Raw genomic sequence first — 14,098 nt, 5'->3', positions numbered from 1 at the left:
AGCCTTCGGCAGCTCCTACAGGGTGTATCAGTAGCGCTCGCCGGAGCATCCTCCAGCCCGGCCCGCATTGCAATGCCTGCAAGACCGGGTGGTCACAGGTTGTGCCAGAATCGGTACAAAGTGTCACGCAGGCTGTACCGCAAGCGTCACAGGCATGCTCCATCCGTCCGACAAAAAATGCGCAAGGCCTTGATTTGCCTGAGTTGCAGCGCACTGGCCCGCCCCTTGCTCTACGCTTAAAGCAAGCGCACATGCGCGACTCCCTATAAGCACAAAAGCAAGGAGAAACCACTATGCGTTACGCTCACCCCGGTACTGAAGGCGCTATCGTTTCGTTCAAAGCCAAATACGGTAACTACATCGGCGGCGAGTTCGTCGCGCCTGTCAAAGGTCAGTACTTCACCAATACCTCGCCAGTGAATGGCCAACCGATTGCCGAATTCCCCCGTTCCACGGCCGAAGACATCGACAAGGCCCTGGACGCTGCCCACGCCGCTGCCGACGCTTGGGGTGCCACCTCTGCGCAAGCCCGTTCGCTGGTGCTGCTGAAAATCGCCGACCGCATCGAGCAGAATCTGGAAACCCTGGCGATCACCGAATCCTGGGACAACGGCAAAGCCGTGCGCGAAACCCTCAACGCCGACATCCCGCTGGCCGCCGACCACTTCCGCTACTTCGCCGGCTGCCTGCGCGCCCAGGAAGGCAGCGCTGCCGAAATCGACGGCAACACCGTGGCCTATCACATCCATGAACCGCTGGGCGTGGTCGGGCAGATCATCCCGTGGAACTTCCCGATCCTGATGGCCGCCTGGAAACTCGCCCCGGCCCTCGCCGCCGGCAACTGCGTGGTCCTTAAACCGGCCGAGCAAACCCCGCTGGGCATCACCGTGCTGATGGAGTTGATCGGCGACCTGCTGCCGCCCGGCGTACTCAACGTGGTGCAAGGCTTCGGCAAAGAAGCCGGCGAAGCGCTGGCCACCAGCAAGCGCATTGCCAAGATCGCCTTCACCGGCTCGACCCCGGTTGGCTCGCACATCATGAAATGCGCGGCGGAAAACATTATTCCGTCCACCGTGGAGCTGGGCGGCAAATCGCCGAACATCTTCTTCGAAGACATCATGCAGGCCGAACCGTCCTTCATCGAGAAAGCCGCCGAAGGCCTGGTGCTGGCGTTCTTCAACCAGGGCGAAGTCTGCACCTGCCCTTCCCGGGCGCTGGTGCAAGAGTCGATCTACGATGAGTTCATGAAAGTGGTCATGAACAAGGTCCTGCAAATCAAACGTGGCGACCCGCTGGACACCGACACCATGGTCGGCGCCCAGGCGTCCGAGCAGCAATTCGATAAAATCCTTTCGTACCTGGAAATCGCCAAGGGCGAAGGCGCCGAGCTGCTGACCGGCGGCAAGGTGGAAAAACTCGAGGGCAACCTGGCGAGCGGGTACTACATCCAGCCGACCCTGCTCAAGGGCACCAACAAAATGCGTGTGTTCCAGGAAGAAATCTTCGGCCCGGTGGTGAGCATCACCACCTTCAAGGACGAAGCCGAAGCCCTGGCCATCGCCAACGACACCGAGTTCGGCCTCGGTGCCGGCCTCTGGACCCGCGACATCAACCGCGCCTACCGCATGGGCCGCGCCATCAAGGCCGGTCGTGTGTGGACCAACTGCTACCACCTGTACCCGGCGCACGCCGCGTTCGGTGGTTACAAGAAGTCCGGCGTTGGCCGTGAAACCCACAAGATGATGCTCGACCACTATCAGCAGACCAAAAACCTGCTGGTGAGCTACGACATCAATCCGCTGGGCTTCTTCTAAAAACCGGGAGGTAGGAGCTGCCGCAGGCTGCGATCTTTTGATCTTTGCTTGTCGGTAGCTCCCATCACCCGATTGAAACGAGATCGCAGGCTTCGCCAGCTCCCGTAGGAGCTGGCTTGCCAGCGAAGGCACACCCACTGACTCAATACACAAGGCCTGGCCGCCCTGGCACGGGCCTTGCCTACCCATCATTCAGGATTTGCACCCAACCCGTCTTAACCGAAAGTCCAAAAGATCGAACAATAAAAACTAGAGAGGACTTATGACTACTTCTTCCACACAGCTCAAACCCACACTCGGCACCCTGCATCTATGGGGCATTGCCGTCGGCCTGGTGATTTCCGGCGAGTACTTCGGCTGGAGTTACGGCTGGGGCACCGCAGGCACACTGGGTTTTCTCGTCACCGCACTGATGGTGGCGACGATGTACACCTGCTTCATTTTCAGCTTCACCGAACTGACGACTGCGATTCCCCACGCTGGCGGGCCATTTGCCTACAGCCGCCGGGCCTTTGGTGAGAAAGGCGGATTGATCGCCGGCATCGCCACCCTGATCGAATTCGTCTTTGCACCACCGGCCATCGCCATGGCCATCGGCGCCTACCTCAACGTGCAATACCCGGAACTGGACCCGAAGATCGCCGCCGTTGGCGCCTATTTCGTGTTCATGGGCCTGAACATCCTTGGCGTCAGCATCGCAGCCACCTTCGAGTTGGTGGTCACGGTGCTGGCGGTCGCTGAGCTGCTGGTGTTCATGGGCGTGGTCGCCCCGGGCTTCAGCTTCAGCAACTTTGTGCTCAATGGCTGGTCGGGCGCGAATGAATTCACGATGGGCTCGATTCCCGGCATTTTCGCCGCCATTCCCTTCGCGATCTGGTTCTTTCTCGCGATCGAAGGCGCAGCCATGGCCGCCGAAGAAGCCAAGGACCCGAAACGCACCATCCCCAAAGCCTACGTCAGCGGCATTTTGACCCTGGTGTTCCTGGCCATTGGCGTGATGGTGATGGCCGGTGGTGTCGGCGACTGGCGTCAACTGTCGAACATCAACGATCCGTTGCCTCAGGCGATGAAAGCCGTGGTCGGCAACAATTCGACCTGGATGCACATGCTGGTATGGATCGGCCTGTTCGGCCTGGTGGCGAGCTTTCACGGGATCATTCTTGGCTATTCACGGCAGTTCTTCGCCCTGGCTCGCGCCGGTTACCTGCCCAAAGGGCTGGCCAAGCTCTCGCGTTTCCAGACGCCCCATCGGGCGATTCTGGCCGGCGGTGTGATCGGCATCGCGGCGATCTACAGCGATGGCCTGGTCAATCTGCAAGGCATGACCCTGACAGCGGCGATGATCACCATGTCGGTATTCGGCGCCATCGTGATGTACATCATCAGTATGCTGAGCCTGTTCAAGCTGCGTAAGACCGAACCGAACCTGGAACGCACCTTCCGCGCTCCGGGTTATCCGATCGTACCGGGGATCGCGCTGTTTCTGGCGGTGGTGTGCCTGGTGGCGATGGCCTGGTTCAACACCTTGATCGGCCTGGTTTTCCTGGGTTTCATGGCTGCCGGTTACCTGTACTTCCAGTTGACCGCCAAGCAACGCTCCGAGGCACCGGCAGACGCTATGCTCGAAGGCATATGAATGCACCGGCGCCGGGATTCTTTGCCGGTGCCTGCCTTATCAAAGTGCACACCGATTCCCTGTGGGAGCGAGCCTGCTCGCGATTGCATCACCGCAGAGTACATACCAGACCGAGTCGCCCGCATCGCGAGCAGGCTCGCTCCCACAAGGGTCGGTCGTGAACTGAAGACTTGTACATAACAGGAGGACACCGCCCCATGGCCGCATTCGCCCATACCGTCGGCGCCCAGACTTACCGCTTCGACAGCCTCAAGGAAGTGATGGCCAAGGCCAGCCCGGCACGCTCCGGAGATTTTCTGGCCGGCGTCGCAGCCCTTAATGACGGCGAGCGTGTCGCGGCACAGATGGCTTTGGCCGACACGCCGCTAAGCCACTTCCTGCAGGAAGCACTGATCCCCTACGAAGCCGATGAAGTCACCCGTCTGATCATCGACACCCACGACAAACAAGCCTTCGCCGTCGTCAGTCACCTGACCGTCGGCGGCTTTCGCGACTGGCTGCTCAGCGATGCCGCCGACGAGCAGGTCCTGCGCGCCCTGGCCCCCGGCCTGACTCCGGAAATGGTTGCCGCGGTATCGAAGATCATGCGTGTGCAGGATCTGGTGCTGGTGGCGCAAAAAATCCGCGTGGTTACACAGTTTCGCGGCACCCTGGGCCTGCGCGGTCGATTGTCCACACGCCTGCAACCGAACCACCCCACCGACGAACCGGCCGGCATCGCCGCAAGCATTCTCGACGGTCTGCTGCACGGTAATGGCGACGCAATGATCGGCATCAACCCCGCCACCGACAGCATCGCCTCGATTTGCGCCATGCTGGAGATGCTCGACGCGATCATCCAGCGCTACGAAATCCCGACCCAGGCTTGCGTGCTGACCCATGTCACCACGTCAATCGAAGCGGTCAATCGCGGCGTCCCGCTGGATCTGGTGTTCCAGTCGATCGCCGGCACCGAAGCGGCCAACGCCAGTTTCGGCATTAACCTGGGTATTTTGAGGGAAGGTTATGACGCCGGCTTGAGTCTGAATCGCGGTACGCTGGGCCAGAACCTGATGTACTTCGAAACCGGTCAGGGCAGCGCCCTGTCGGCCAACGCCCACCATGGCGTCGATCAACAAACCTGCGAAACCCGGGCCTACGCCGTCGCGCGGCATTTCAACCCGTTTCTGGTCAACACCGTCGTCGGTTTCATCGGCCCGGAATACCTGTACAACGGCAAACAGATCATCCGCGCCGGCCTGGAAGATCACTTCTGCGGCAAGCTTTTGGGCGTGCCCATGGGTTGCGACATCTGCTACACCAACCACGCCGAAGCCGACCAGGACGATATGGACACCCTGCTGACCCTGCTGGGCGTCGCCGGGATCAACTTCATCATGGGTATCCCCGGCTCCGACGACATCATGCTCAACTACCAGACCACCTCGTTCCACGATGCGCTCTACGCCCGGCAGACCCTGGGGTTGAAGCCCGCGCCTGAGTTCGAGCAGTGGCTGGCGAAAATGGGCATCTTCACCCAGGCGGACGGCCGGGTTCTGTTTGGCAACAGCCTGCCGCCGGCCTTTCGCCAGGCCTTGGCGCAACTGGGATGAGAACTGACATGGATAAACTACCCTTCGATCCCCACAACCCATGGCTGGAACTGCGACGCCTGACACCGGCGCGAATTGCCTTGGGCCGCACCGGCACCAGCATTCCCACCCGTGCACAACTGGACTTCCAATACGCCCACGCTCAGGCGCGGGATGCGGTGCACTTGCCGTTCGAACACGCGGCACTCAGCTCACAACTGGCCGAACGCGGACACGAAAGCCTTTTGCTGCACAGTGCAGCGATCGACCGCAACAGTTATCTGCAACGCCCGGACTTGGGTCGAAAATTGAGTGACGCATCGGCAACGACCTTGCGTGAATACGCTTCGGCGCATCCTGGCGGGGTCGATTTGGTGATAGTGATCGCCGACGGCCTGTCGGCACTGGCCGTTCATCGCCATACCCTGCCCTTTCTGGCACGCCTCGAAGAACAGATTACGGCGGAAGGCTGGACGGTAGCCCCGGTGATTTTGGTGGAACAGGGGCGTGTGGCGGTCGCTGACGAAATCGGTGAATTGCTCGGAGCGAAAATGACCGTGATCCTCATCGGCGAACGCCCTGGCCTCAGCTCCCCGGACAGCCTGGGTTTATATTTCACCTACAATCCCAAGGTCGGTCTTACCGATGCCTACCGTAATTGCATCTCCAATGTACGGCTCGAGGGCCTGAGTTACGGCATGGCGGCACACCGTTTGCTGTACTTGATGCGCGAAGCCTGCCGCCGGCAGTTGTCAGGGGTCAATCTGAAGGATGAAGCACAGGTTCAGACACTGGAGTCGGACGCGCAAGCCGACATGAAAGGTAATTTCCTGCTCGGCCCGCCGAATGCCTGAACCGCTTGCGCATTGCACATTCGTACCAGTTTCAGGCAGGATCGTGGCACGGCCGCCAAGGGTTTCCCATCGCCGTCAGAGACGTAAGACAGCCACTTGAAGACGAGACCTACCATGCGGATTATTCAAGCGACCCTCGAACACCTGGACCTGCTGACCCCGTTGTTCGTCAAATATCGCGAGTTTTATGGTTCCCTGCCGTATCCGGACTCGTCCCGAGCGTTCCTCGAAAAGCGCCTGCGTCGCAAGGAGTCGGTAATCTACCTCGCGCTGTCCGATGACGACAGCAACAGACTGATGGGTTTCTGCCAGCTATACCCGAGTTTCTCCTCGCTTTCGCTCAAACGCGTGTGGATCCTCAACGATATTTATGTCGTCGAGGACGCCCGCCGCCAGTTGGTGGCCGACAACCTGATCCGCACCGCAAAAAAAATGGCCAAGGAAACCAATGCCGTGCGCATGCGTGTTTCCACCAGCAGCAACAACGAAGTCGCGCAGAAAACCTACGAGTCCATCGGATTCAAGGAAGACACCGAATTCAAGAACTATGTGCTGCCGATCAGCGACGAACTCTGAATCACCTGAACCTGTGGGAGCGAGCCGGCTCGCTCCCACAGGTGCGGTATCAAACCATCGGTCTTGTCGTGACATTCCCCGCTACAATCTCGACGCGATTTTCACCTCTCGCCTCGTATAATCCCAAACTCCCCCGGCTTGTAAGAAAAACTACCCTTATCCGTAGTCTTACGCGAAGTCATCCGCACAGGCCTGCTGAGTCGGGCCATCACCACAGGTGCTTTCCATGGATTTCAACCCGATCGATATTGTCCTGCATCTCGACGTCTACCTCGACATGCTTGTAACCAACTACGGGGCATGGATCTACGCCATCCTGTTTATGGTGATCTTCTGTGAAACCGGTCTGGTGGTCATGCCCTTCCTGCCGGGCGACTCCCTGCTGTTCATCGCTGGCGCCGTGGCGGCCGGTGGCGGCATGGACCCGGTACTGCTCGGCGGCCTGCTGATGCTGGCAGCGATTCTGGGCGACAGCACCAACTACATCATCGGACGAACGGCGGGTGAAAAACTGTTCAGCAATCCGGACTCGAAGATCTTCCGCCGCGACTACCTGCAACAAACCCACGACTTCTACGACAAGCATGGCGGTAAAACCGTGACCCTGGCGCGTTTCCTGCCAATCATCCGCACCTTTGCACCGTTCGTCGCCGGTGTGGGGAAAATGCCTTATCCGCGCTTCTTCGCCTTCAGTGTCTTCGGCACTGTCCTGTGGGTCGGCGGGCTGGTGACCCTCGGTTACTTCTTCGGCAACGTGCCGTTCATCAAGAAGAATCTGTCGCTGCTGGTAGTCGGCATCATCCTGTTGTCGTTGGTGCCGATGATCATTGGCATGGTGCGTAACCGCCTTGCAGGTTCGAGTTCCAAAGCCGAATCGCGATGACACGATGTGGTCCCTGAGCGCCTGGCGTCGCCGACGCACCCTGGCAAAGCACCCGATTGCCGATGACATGTGGCAACGGGTGCGCCATCACCTGAGTTTTCTCGATGGCATCAGTGCCGCCGAAGACCAATGGCTGCGCGAAGCCTGCGTGCTGTTCCTCGAAGACAAGCATCTAACTGCCCTGCCCGGCGTCGAACTGCATCAGGAGCAACGCTTGCTGCTCGCTGCCCAGGCACAATTGCCGCTGCTGCACCTCGGCGACCTGAACTGGTATCAGGGCTTCCACGAAATCATTCTCTACCCCGACGACTTCCTCAGCCCCCAGCGCCATCGCGATGTCGGCGGCGTCGAGCACGAATGGGTGGGCGAGCACAGCGGTGAAGCGTGGCAGCAAGGCCCGATCATCCTTGCCTGGCCGGGCGTAATGGCCAGCGGAGGCTGGGAAGGCTACAACCTGGTCATCCACGAACTGGCGCACAAACTGGACATGCTCAACGGCGTCGCCAACGGCCTGCCGCCGTTGCACCCAGACATGCGGGTCAGCGACTGGGCCAGCGTCATGCAAAAGGCCTACGACGACCTCGACCGGCAACTGGATCGCAATCCCCATGCCGAAACGGCCATCGACCCGTATGCCGCCGAAAACCCTGCCGAGTTCTTCGCCGTCACCAGCGAATACTTCTTCAGCGCCCCGGATTTGCTGCACAAGGCTTATCCACAGGTGTACCAGCAACTGAAGTTGTTCTATCGCCAGGACCCGCTGGCGAGATTGAAGCAACTAAAGGCGCATGACCCTGTCTATCAGGCACACCAGTGAGCGCCATACGACTTCTGGTGCGTGGCGTCGATCCAGGAATATGCCTATAATCGCCGCCACTTTTTGGTCAATCCGGCCAAGTATTTCTGGTCAACTAACGGGGGCAACGCCCAATGAGCTACAGCAAGATTCCGGCTGGCAAAGACCTGCCGAACGACATCTACGTCGCGATCGAGATTCCGGCCAACCACGCGCCGATCAAATACGAAATCGACAAAGACAGCGATTGCCTGTTCGTTGACCGTTTCATGGCCACCCCAATGTTCTACCCGGCCAACTACGGTTACATCCCGAACACCCTGGCTGACGACGGTGATCCCCTCGACGTGCTGGTTGTAACCCCTTACCCGGTTGCTCCAGGTTCGGTGATCCGCGCTCGTCCGGTCGGCATCCTGAACATGACCGACGACGGCGGCGGCGATGCCAAAGTCATCGCAGTCCCACACGACAAGCTGTCCCAGCTGTACGTCGACGTGAAGGAATACACCGACCTGCCAGCACTGCTGATCCAGCAGATCGAGCACTTCTTCGCGAACTACAAAGATCTCGAAAAAGGCAAATGGGTGAAGATCGAAGGCTGGGCCGGCGCAGACGCCGCCCGCGAAGCGATCACCAAGTCGGTTGCTGCCTACAAAGGCTAAGCCCGGCTGCAGGCTTTCAGCTGCAAGCGGCAAGAAAAACCCCGGGAGATCCGGGGTTTTTTGTGGGCGCTTGATAAGCACGCCAAACACAACGTTTAACCCTGCTCGATCCTGGTTTTTACTTGTTTAAAATTCCCCAAGATCGTCTTACATCCCGTCGTAAATTTCCCGCGAAATTTGAACGAGGCGTTTATTCAAACCCTTACCAGCCGCCAGTAGACTCGCGTTCATGAAAAAGAACACTAGCGGCCCACGCTTTAAAGCACTCCTCGAAGCAGCGAGCATCACGACCACAGGATTTGCCGATTTCCTGGATACGGCTCCGCAAAATGTACATAACTGGTACACCCGCGGTGTGCCCGCCCATTGCATGGAAGAAGTCGCCAGAAAACTCTCCGTCAGCAGCGACTGGCTGAAAACCGGCGAAGGCTCGAAAGACGCCCCACACCTGCGCCTGCTCGAAGACTCCGGCAACACCTTCGATGCCCAGACCATCCGCGGTGTCTACACGGTCATCGAGCCTGTCGACGTCGAACTGCCATTCCTCAAAGAAGCTGTCACCGCCCCGGGCTCCAACAAAACCCACGTCATAGAAGACCCCGAGCAATCCATCCGCCTGCCCCGCAGCCACCTCGACTCCCTGGAAATCAACCACGCCGATGCCATCTGCGCCCTTATGAGCGGCAATAGCATGGGGGAAAAAATCGAAGACGGTTCGACCCTGGCGATTGACCGTGGCCTGACCCAAATTGTCGATGGCGAGATCTACGCCATCGAACATGACGGCATGCTGCGCATCAAGTACCTGCACCGACTACCGGGCAACTCCCTGCGACTGCGCAGCCACAACCGCGCCGAATACCCGGATGAAATCTTCAGATCCGCCCAAATCGAAGAGCAGAACATCAGGGTGCTGGGCTGGGTGTTCTGGTGGTCGACCCTGAACAAACGACGGCCGACGGTACCGTTTCTTTAAGCGCTCCAGAACGCCCATCGGCCGCCCACCCGGGCGGCCAAACGGCTCTGCCCGGCACTTCCCGCTGGGAATTCCCCTCAAACCTGCGTATGCTGCGCCCCACATTTACGCATCGACCCGCCCTGCGGCCCAGATGCACTGACCTGACAGATGACTTTCTCACCAGGTCCCACAGCCGGACGCAAGATCCGGGTGTACGTTTTGAAGGCTGGCGCGGTTTACCAAAAATGATCCAAGCCAGTCCCCGAGAAGCCGGCCACAAGCCGGCTTTTTAATGCTCTATTGAAATCTATTCTCATCTTCTAAAACCCTCTATAGCCTTGCTAGATCAAGGGCTTCAGCCTATTTTTGTTCCTGTGACTTCTTTTTTAATCCACCAGCTTCCACGACAAAGTGGGGGATCAAATGGGGGATTGGAGAGCGAAAATCATGGGAAAGCTGACCGCAAAACTTGTCGAAAATCTGACCGAACCCGGCACCTATGAAGACGGTGATGGACTGCGCTTGGTCGTGACCTCCACTGGCCGGAAAAATTGGGTGCTGAGGTTTCAGCTTCATGGCAGACGCAGGGAAATGGGTCTTGGCGGGTATCCAAGTCTCGATTTGAAAAAAGCACGTGCTGCAGCATTCGAAAATCGCATCCAAGTCCTGAAAGGCGATGACCCACTCGCCAAGCGACAAGCGGAGCAGACCGCTCAGAAAGAAGCTGAACGCCGCGAACAAGCGAAGCAGATTACCTTCGAAACGCTAGCTAATGACTACCGTGATGCCCACGGCTCCAGTTGGTCGGAGAAGTGGCGCAAAGGTTGGCTTCGTAAGCTGGAACTCTATGCCTTTCCCTATTTAGGGAAACTTTCAGCAGATGAAATCGAGACCAAGCAGGTCCTCAAAACTTTGCAACCGATCTGGTCGACGAAAACACGCACGGCGGATGAAGTGCGCGGGCAAATTGAGCAGATTTTGGATGCTGCCAGATCGAGAGGGCTGCGGGTCGGTGAAAATCCTGCTCGCTGGCGCGGCCACCTGGAAAACTTACTCAGCCGTAATGAGAAGAAGAAAGCCCGCAAGCGTGTTCACCACCCTGCTCTCGCGTGGCAGGAACTACCTGATCTCATGCAGGCACTACGTAACCTCCCCACAGCTGTATCGGTAGCCGCTCAATTTTTGATTCTTACCGGCGCCCGTAGCCACATGGTGAGATTTGCCCAATGGGACGAGTTCGATCTGGAGTCAGGTCGATGGTCATTGCCTGCGGAGCGGATGAAAACGCGTGAGCCGTTCGCCATCCCTCTCGCACCTGAGGTCGTCGAGCTAGTGAAAAACCTGCCACGAATTCGAGTACGAAGCCCCTACCTCTTTCCTGGTAACGGCCTGAGCGGTGTGATGCACGCCAACGGCATTCGTAGTCTGCTGCACGAATTGGGCTATGAGCACATCACTCGCCATGGTTTCCGCTCAACATTCCGAGACTGGGCCGGAGAAACCACCGCCTTCCCACGAGAAATCTGTGAGCTAGCCCTCGCTCACGACGAGCGAGGGGAAACTGAAGGCGCGTATTCCCGATCAGACTTTTTCGACAAGCGAAGAGAGCTGATGAACGCTTGGGCGAAATATGCCACATCGCCGCCCAAGCAAAAGCCAGGTGATGCGGACACTTGAATTTTTGGTGACCTAATCGGTGTGGATAACCACATCCGCCCGGCTGGCGACAGTGGCGACACCGGCGACAACCCGCGTAATACCTGGCCTGCAGCATGGCGACAGAGGTGGCGACTGTCGCCGCTGCAAGCCTCTCTCTTGGGGCTTTCTCGGCCAAGCCCACGCGAGCGGGAAGGCTCCGCATTCCCACTCGCATGGGCTCACAATAAAAACCGACGAACGACCACTCGGCCATGGAATGCCACCGACTTCCAAGGTCTTCCAGCACTACCGATTAGCGCAAGATCCGCCCCCAAAATACGATTGACCGCGAGCAGAACGAGCGCTAAACCAGAACCGTACCAGCGCTGTCCTCGACAGCACCCAGGTAGCCAGAACCTTTGAGGCTACGCCACATTGTGGTGGTTCTCCCCCAAGTGCGATTAGCGTCCGGCGGCTCGCACGGTCATAGCGATGTGATGGATGCCTACTTCTCAGCTTTGCCCACTGCGGCAACTCAGGCCTTCTCCTGGCTGCTCTGCAGCAACTTATCCGCTTGGCCATTTCTTGCGCCAACCTGTTGCCCGTCTCTTTGCCCCCTAAAGAGACGGGCGCATATCACATTGCTGCAGCCCTGCTCGCACGGGCCTTTGCGGCTTTCCCCCTCGTGACAATCGGCGTGACAAACACCGAATGTTCACTCGCCACAGCGATGCCGATGATGGTGCCGCAGCCCAAGGAATGGATTGCACCTGACTGACAGTCAGGCATGCCCCGGTCATCGCCTCACTGCCTTCACCCGACTCAGGATCTCGCGGCACCGGTCTCGTCAGCCGGTGCAGCCTCCACCCGCCCACTTCTTCGAAAGTGCTCAGGAGGCCAGATCATGAGATGCCCAAGCTCCCGGTCGTAAGGAGCCGCCAGTCCCGCGTTAGTGGACAACCCTCACAGGTCGCAGGGGCCTTGATCCCTGACAACACTCAACAACCGTGGCGGGATGAGTGAGGACGAAGTCGATAATCCCAGGAGAATGGCGATGCAACTGTGCGAAACGTTCGAGCCACCACAACCATTGCTGGAATACCAGCAGGCGCCACTGCCCTGCCAAGCGCAATATCAGCCGCAACCAGAATCGCGGCGTGTCGCCGCTTCTGTCGCCACCCTGTCGCCACGCGCCAGGCCAGAAACGACGCGGGTTGTCGCCACTGTCGCCGCTGTCGCCACACCACCATTTGAGCCTGCCAACCTCGCCCTGCTGATCGAGCAACTGCGCGAAGAAGGGGCACTGCTGCAACACCAGGAGAACGCCCTTCTGATCCGCCCGACACACTGGCAGCAGGTGGACCGGCTCAGCCCGCACTGGAAAGCCCTGCTGCGCTTTCTGCAAACAAACGAAAACGGTGATGATGATGGCTCTAGTCGGTCGGCGTGATGGTCGCAACTTTGGCTACGGTCGTCAGCTGAGCTACGCCGGCCCACAGGCGCTCAAGGATCTGTTTGCCGGCGGCCACTTCGCCACGGTCAAAGCGCATAGCGATCGCTGGCAAGCGTTCGTGCGCTGGTGTCGGTCAGAGGACGGCCCCGGTTACAACGATGCGCGCCAGATCGATCGCCGGACACTGCAAGACTACGCCGCGTATCTGCGCCAGCAGATCCAGCAAGGTGAACTCTGCATCGCGACCGCGCAGAACCGCCTGAGCAGCGTCAACCGCACCCTCGCTGCGCTGCGCGGTGATCAGGACGTGAGGATCGCCAGCCCGAGCCAGGCGTTAGGACTGCAGCGCTCGAGCGTACGCACCCGCGCGCCGGATGGCCAAGACCACCAACGGGTGCGGCGAGTACTCGAGGCGCTTGGCGAACAGCAACACGAGCGGGTGGCCGCGATTGTCCTGTTGGCCCGAACAACCGGTATGCGCCTGCGCGAAGCGATCCTGGCTGACCTGCCACGACTGCAACGCGAAGCCGAACACTTAGGCCGCATCAACATCCAGGACGGCACCAAAGGCGGCCGTTCAGGGGCATCAGCGCCGCGATGGGTTGTGGCCAATGAAGTGGTGAAGGCGGCGCTGCAGGTGGCTCGTCATGCGTCGCCGCCCCGCAGCCGCAACTTGCTGGCCCGAGACGAAAGCTACGCCGCGTTCCTGCAACAGACCGTGCTCCCCGCCCGCGAAACGTTGCATGAACAAGGGCTGAAAGGCTTTCATGAACTGCGAGCGGCCTACGCCTGCGAGCGTTACGAGCAGCTCACTGGCCACGCCGCACCGGTCAATGGTGGTCACTGCTATCGCCTTGACCGCGACCTGGATCAACAGGCGCGCCAACAGATCAGCCGTGAGCTCGGGCATAACCGGATCGATGTGGTGTCGGCCTACATTGGAGGTCGAGCGTGACCAAGCCCTTCGATATGACACTGTTCCTGAGCGGTGCACTGACCGGCTCGAAGGCCACGCAACAACGCCACCTACGGCAAGCCCGAATTATGCAAGCAGCCATTCAACAACGATGGCAGCGAGATAATCCCTGGACCTGGCAGCTCAAGCATGTGCGCTGGTTTCTTACTCAGCACCTGAAAACTCATTCGGACGCCACCCGGTATTACTATCGACTCACAGCCCTATTAGTCTGGAAGCGATTAAGAAAAGGGCGCGGAGTACTGATCTAACTCTCGACCAGTTGTAACTATGAGAAAACC

The 14,098-nt window shown here is 59.1% G+C and carries 13 protein-coding genes; all 13 read left to right on the top strand.

What is annotated here, in order from left to right; genetic code table 11:
• Positions 1-293: 293 nt before the first annotated feature.
• Positions 294-1,814 carry an aldehyde dehydrogenase family protein gene (locus KGA83_RS21890; protein ID WP_108216323.1) on the top strand — a complete coding sequence of 507 codons (1,521 nt, stop codon included), beginning with the start codon at positions 294-296 and terminating at the stop codon, positions 1,812-1,814.
• A 262-nt stretch (positions 1,815-2,076) separates the two neighbouring features.
• A complete protein-coding gene (eat, locus tag KGA83_RS21885) occupies positions 2,077-3,450 on the top strand; it encodes an ethanolamine permease (RefSeq protein ID WP_108216322.1) in 1,374 nt (457 codons plus the stop codon).
• 197 nt (positions 3,451-3,647) lie between these two features.
• Positions 3,648-5,042, top strand: coding sequence for an ethanolamine ammonia-lyase subunit EutB (locus KGA83_RS21880; protein WP_108216321.1), 1,395 nt, complete (start codon positions 3,648-3,650; stop codon positions 5,040-5,042).
• An 8-nt stretch (positions 5,043-5,050) separates the two neighbouring features.
• Positions 5,051-5,875 carry an ethanolamine ammonia-lyase subunit EutC gene (eutC, locus tag KGA83_RS21875; RefSeq protein ID WP_108216320.1) on the top strand — a complete coding sequence of 275 codons (825 nt, stop codon included), beginning with the start codon at positions 5,051-5,053 and terminating at the stop codon, positions 5,873-5,875.
• 114 nt (positions 5,876-5,989) lie between these two features.
• A complete protein-coding gene (locus KGA83_RS21870) occupies positions 5,990-6,451 on the top strand; it encodes a GNAT family N-acetyltransferase (RefSeq protein ID WP_108216319.1) in 462 nt (153 codons plus the stop codon).
• 226 nt (positions 6,452-6,677) lie between these two features.
• Complete coding sequence (locus KGA83_RS21865) at positions 6,678-7,334, top strand: DedA family protein (protein ID WP_108216318.1); 657 nt, start codon at positions 6,678-6,680, stop codon at positions 7,332-7,334.
• Between the two features lie 4 nt (positions 7,335-7,338).
• On the top strand, positions 7,339-8,151 hold the full coding sequence (locus KGA83_RS21860; protein ID WP_108216317.1) for a zinc-dependent peptidase: 813 nt from the start codon (positions 7,339-7,341) through the stop codon (positions 8,149-8,151).
• 113 nt (positions 8,152-8,264) lie between these two features.
• Complete coding sequence (gene ppa / locus KGA83_RS21855; RefSeq protein ID WP_007990564.1) at positions 8,265-8,792, top strand: inorganic diphosphatase; 528 nt, start codon at positions 8,265-8,267, stop codon at positions 8,790-8,792.
• Positions 8,793-9,021: 229 nt separating this feature from the next.
• Complete coding sequence (locus tag KGA83_RS21850; protein WP_108216316.1) at positions 9,022-9,768, top strand: S24 family peptidase; 747 nt, start codon at positions 9,022-9,024, stop codon at positions 9,766-9,768.
• A gap of 429 nt (positions 9,769-10,197) precedes the next feature.
• On the top strand, positions 10,198-11,427 hold the full coding sequence (locus tag KGA83_RS21845; protein WP_223530907.1) for a tyrosine-type recombinase/integrase: 1,230 nt from the start codon (positions 10,198-10,200) through the stop codon (positions 11,425-11,427).
• Positions 11,428-12,442: 1,015 nt separating this feature from the next.
• Complete coding sequence (locus tag KGA83_RS21840) at positions 12,443-12,838, top strand: hypothetical protein (protein WP_223530905.1); 396 nt, start codon at positions 12,443-12,445, stop codon at positions 12,836-12,838.
• The gene (locus KGA83_RS21835) at positions 12,816-13,796 is read left to right on the top strand and encodes an integrase domain-containing protein (RefSeq protein WP_223530926.1); all 981 of its coding nucleotides are present in this window, start codon (positions 12,816-12,818) and stop codon (positions 13,794-13,796) included. Before KGA83_RS21840 ends, KGA83_RS21835 begins: the two co-directional genes overlap by 23 nt.
• On the top strand, positions 13,793-14,068 hold the full coding sequence (locus KGA83_RS21830; protein WP_223530904.1) for a hypothetical protein: 276 nt from the start codon (positions 13,793-13,795) through the stop codon (positions 14,066-14,068). The genes KGA83_RS21835 and KGA83_RS21830 overlap by 4 nt, the downstream gene beginning before the upstream one ends.
• Positions 14,069-14,098: the final 30 nt, after the last annotated feature.

Origin of the sequence: Pseudomonas sp. GL-R-19 (assembly GCF_019956375.1) — a bacterium.
Lineage (GTDB): Bacteria > Pseudomonadota > Gammaproteobacteria > Pseudomonadales > Pseudomonadaceae > Aquipseudomonas.
The sequence above is the reverse complement of the archived record's forward strand: the minus strand, read 5'-3'. Positions and strand labels throughout refer to the sequence as shown.

Excerpts from the sequence above, each read along its gene's own strand:
- KGA83_RS21890 (WP_108216323.1), top strand. The coding sequence starts at position 294 with ATGCGTTACGCTCACCCCGGTACTGAAGGCGCTATCGTTTCGTTCAAA.
- eat (WP_108216322.1), top strand. The coding sequence starts at position 2,077 with ATGACTACTTCTTCCACACAGCTCAAACCCACACTCGGCACCCTGCAT.
- KGA83_RS21880 (WP_108216321.1), top strand. The coding sequence starts at position 3,648 with ATGGCCGCATTCGCCCATACCGTCGGCGCCCAGACTTACCGCTTCGAC.
- eutC (WP_108216320.1), top strand. The coding sequence starts at position 5,051 with ATGGATAAACTACCCTTCGATCCCCACAACCCATGGCTGGAACTGCGA.
- KGA83_RS21870 (WP_108216319.1), top strand. The coding sequence starts at position 5,990 with ATGCGGATTATTCAAGCGACCCTCGAACACCTGGACCTGCTGACCCCG.
- KGA83_RS21865 (WP_108216318.1), top strand. The coding sequence starts at position 6,678 with ATGGATTTCAACCCGATCGATATTGTCCTGCATCTCGACGTCTACCTC.
- KGA83_RS21860 (WP_108216317.1), top strand. The coding sequence starts at position 7,339 with ATGTGGTCCCTGAGCGCCTGGCGTCGCCGACGCACCCTGGCAAAGCAC.
- ppa (WP_007990564.1), top strand. The coding sequence starts at position 8,265 with ATGAGCTACAGCAAGATTCCGGCTGGCAAAGACCTGCCGAACGACATC.
- KGA83_RS21850 (WP_108216316.1), top strand. The coding sequence starts at position 9,022 with ATGAAAAAGAACACTAGCGGCCCACGCTTTAAAGCACTCCTCGAAGCA.
- KGA83_RS21845 (WP_223530907.1), top strand. The coding sequence starts at position 10,198 with ATGGGAAAGCTGACCGCAAAACTTGTCGAAAATCTGACCGAACCCGGC.
- KGA83_RS21840 (WP_223530905.1), top strand. The coding sequence starts at position 12,443 with ATGCAACTGTGCGAAACGTTCGAGCCACCACAACCATTGCTGGAATAC.
- KGA83_RS21835 (WP_223530926.1), top strand. The coding sequence starts at position 12,816 with ATGGCTCTAGTCGGTCGGCGTGATGGTCGCAACTTTGGCTACGGTCGT.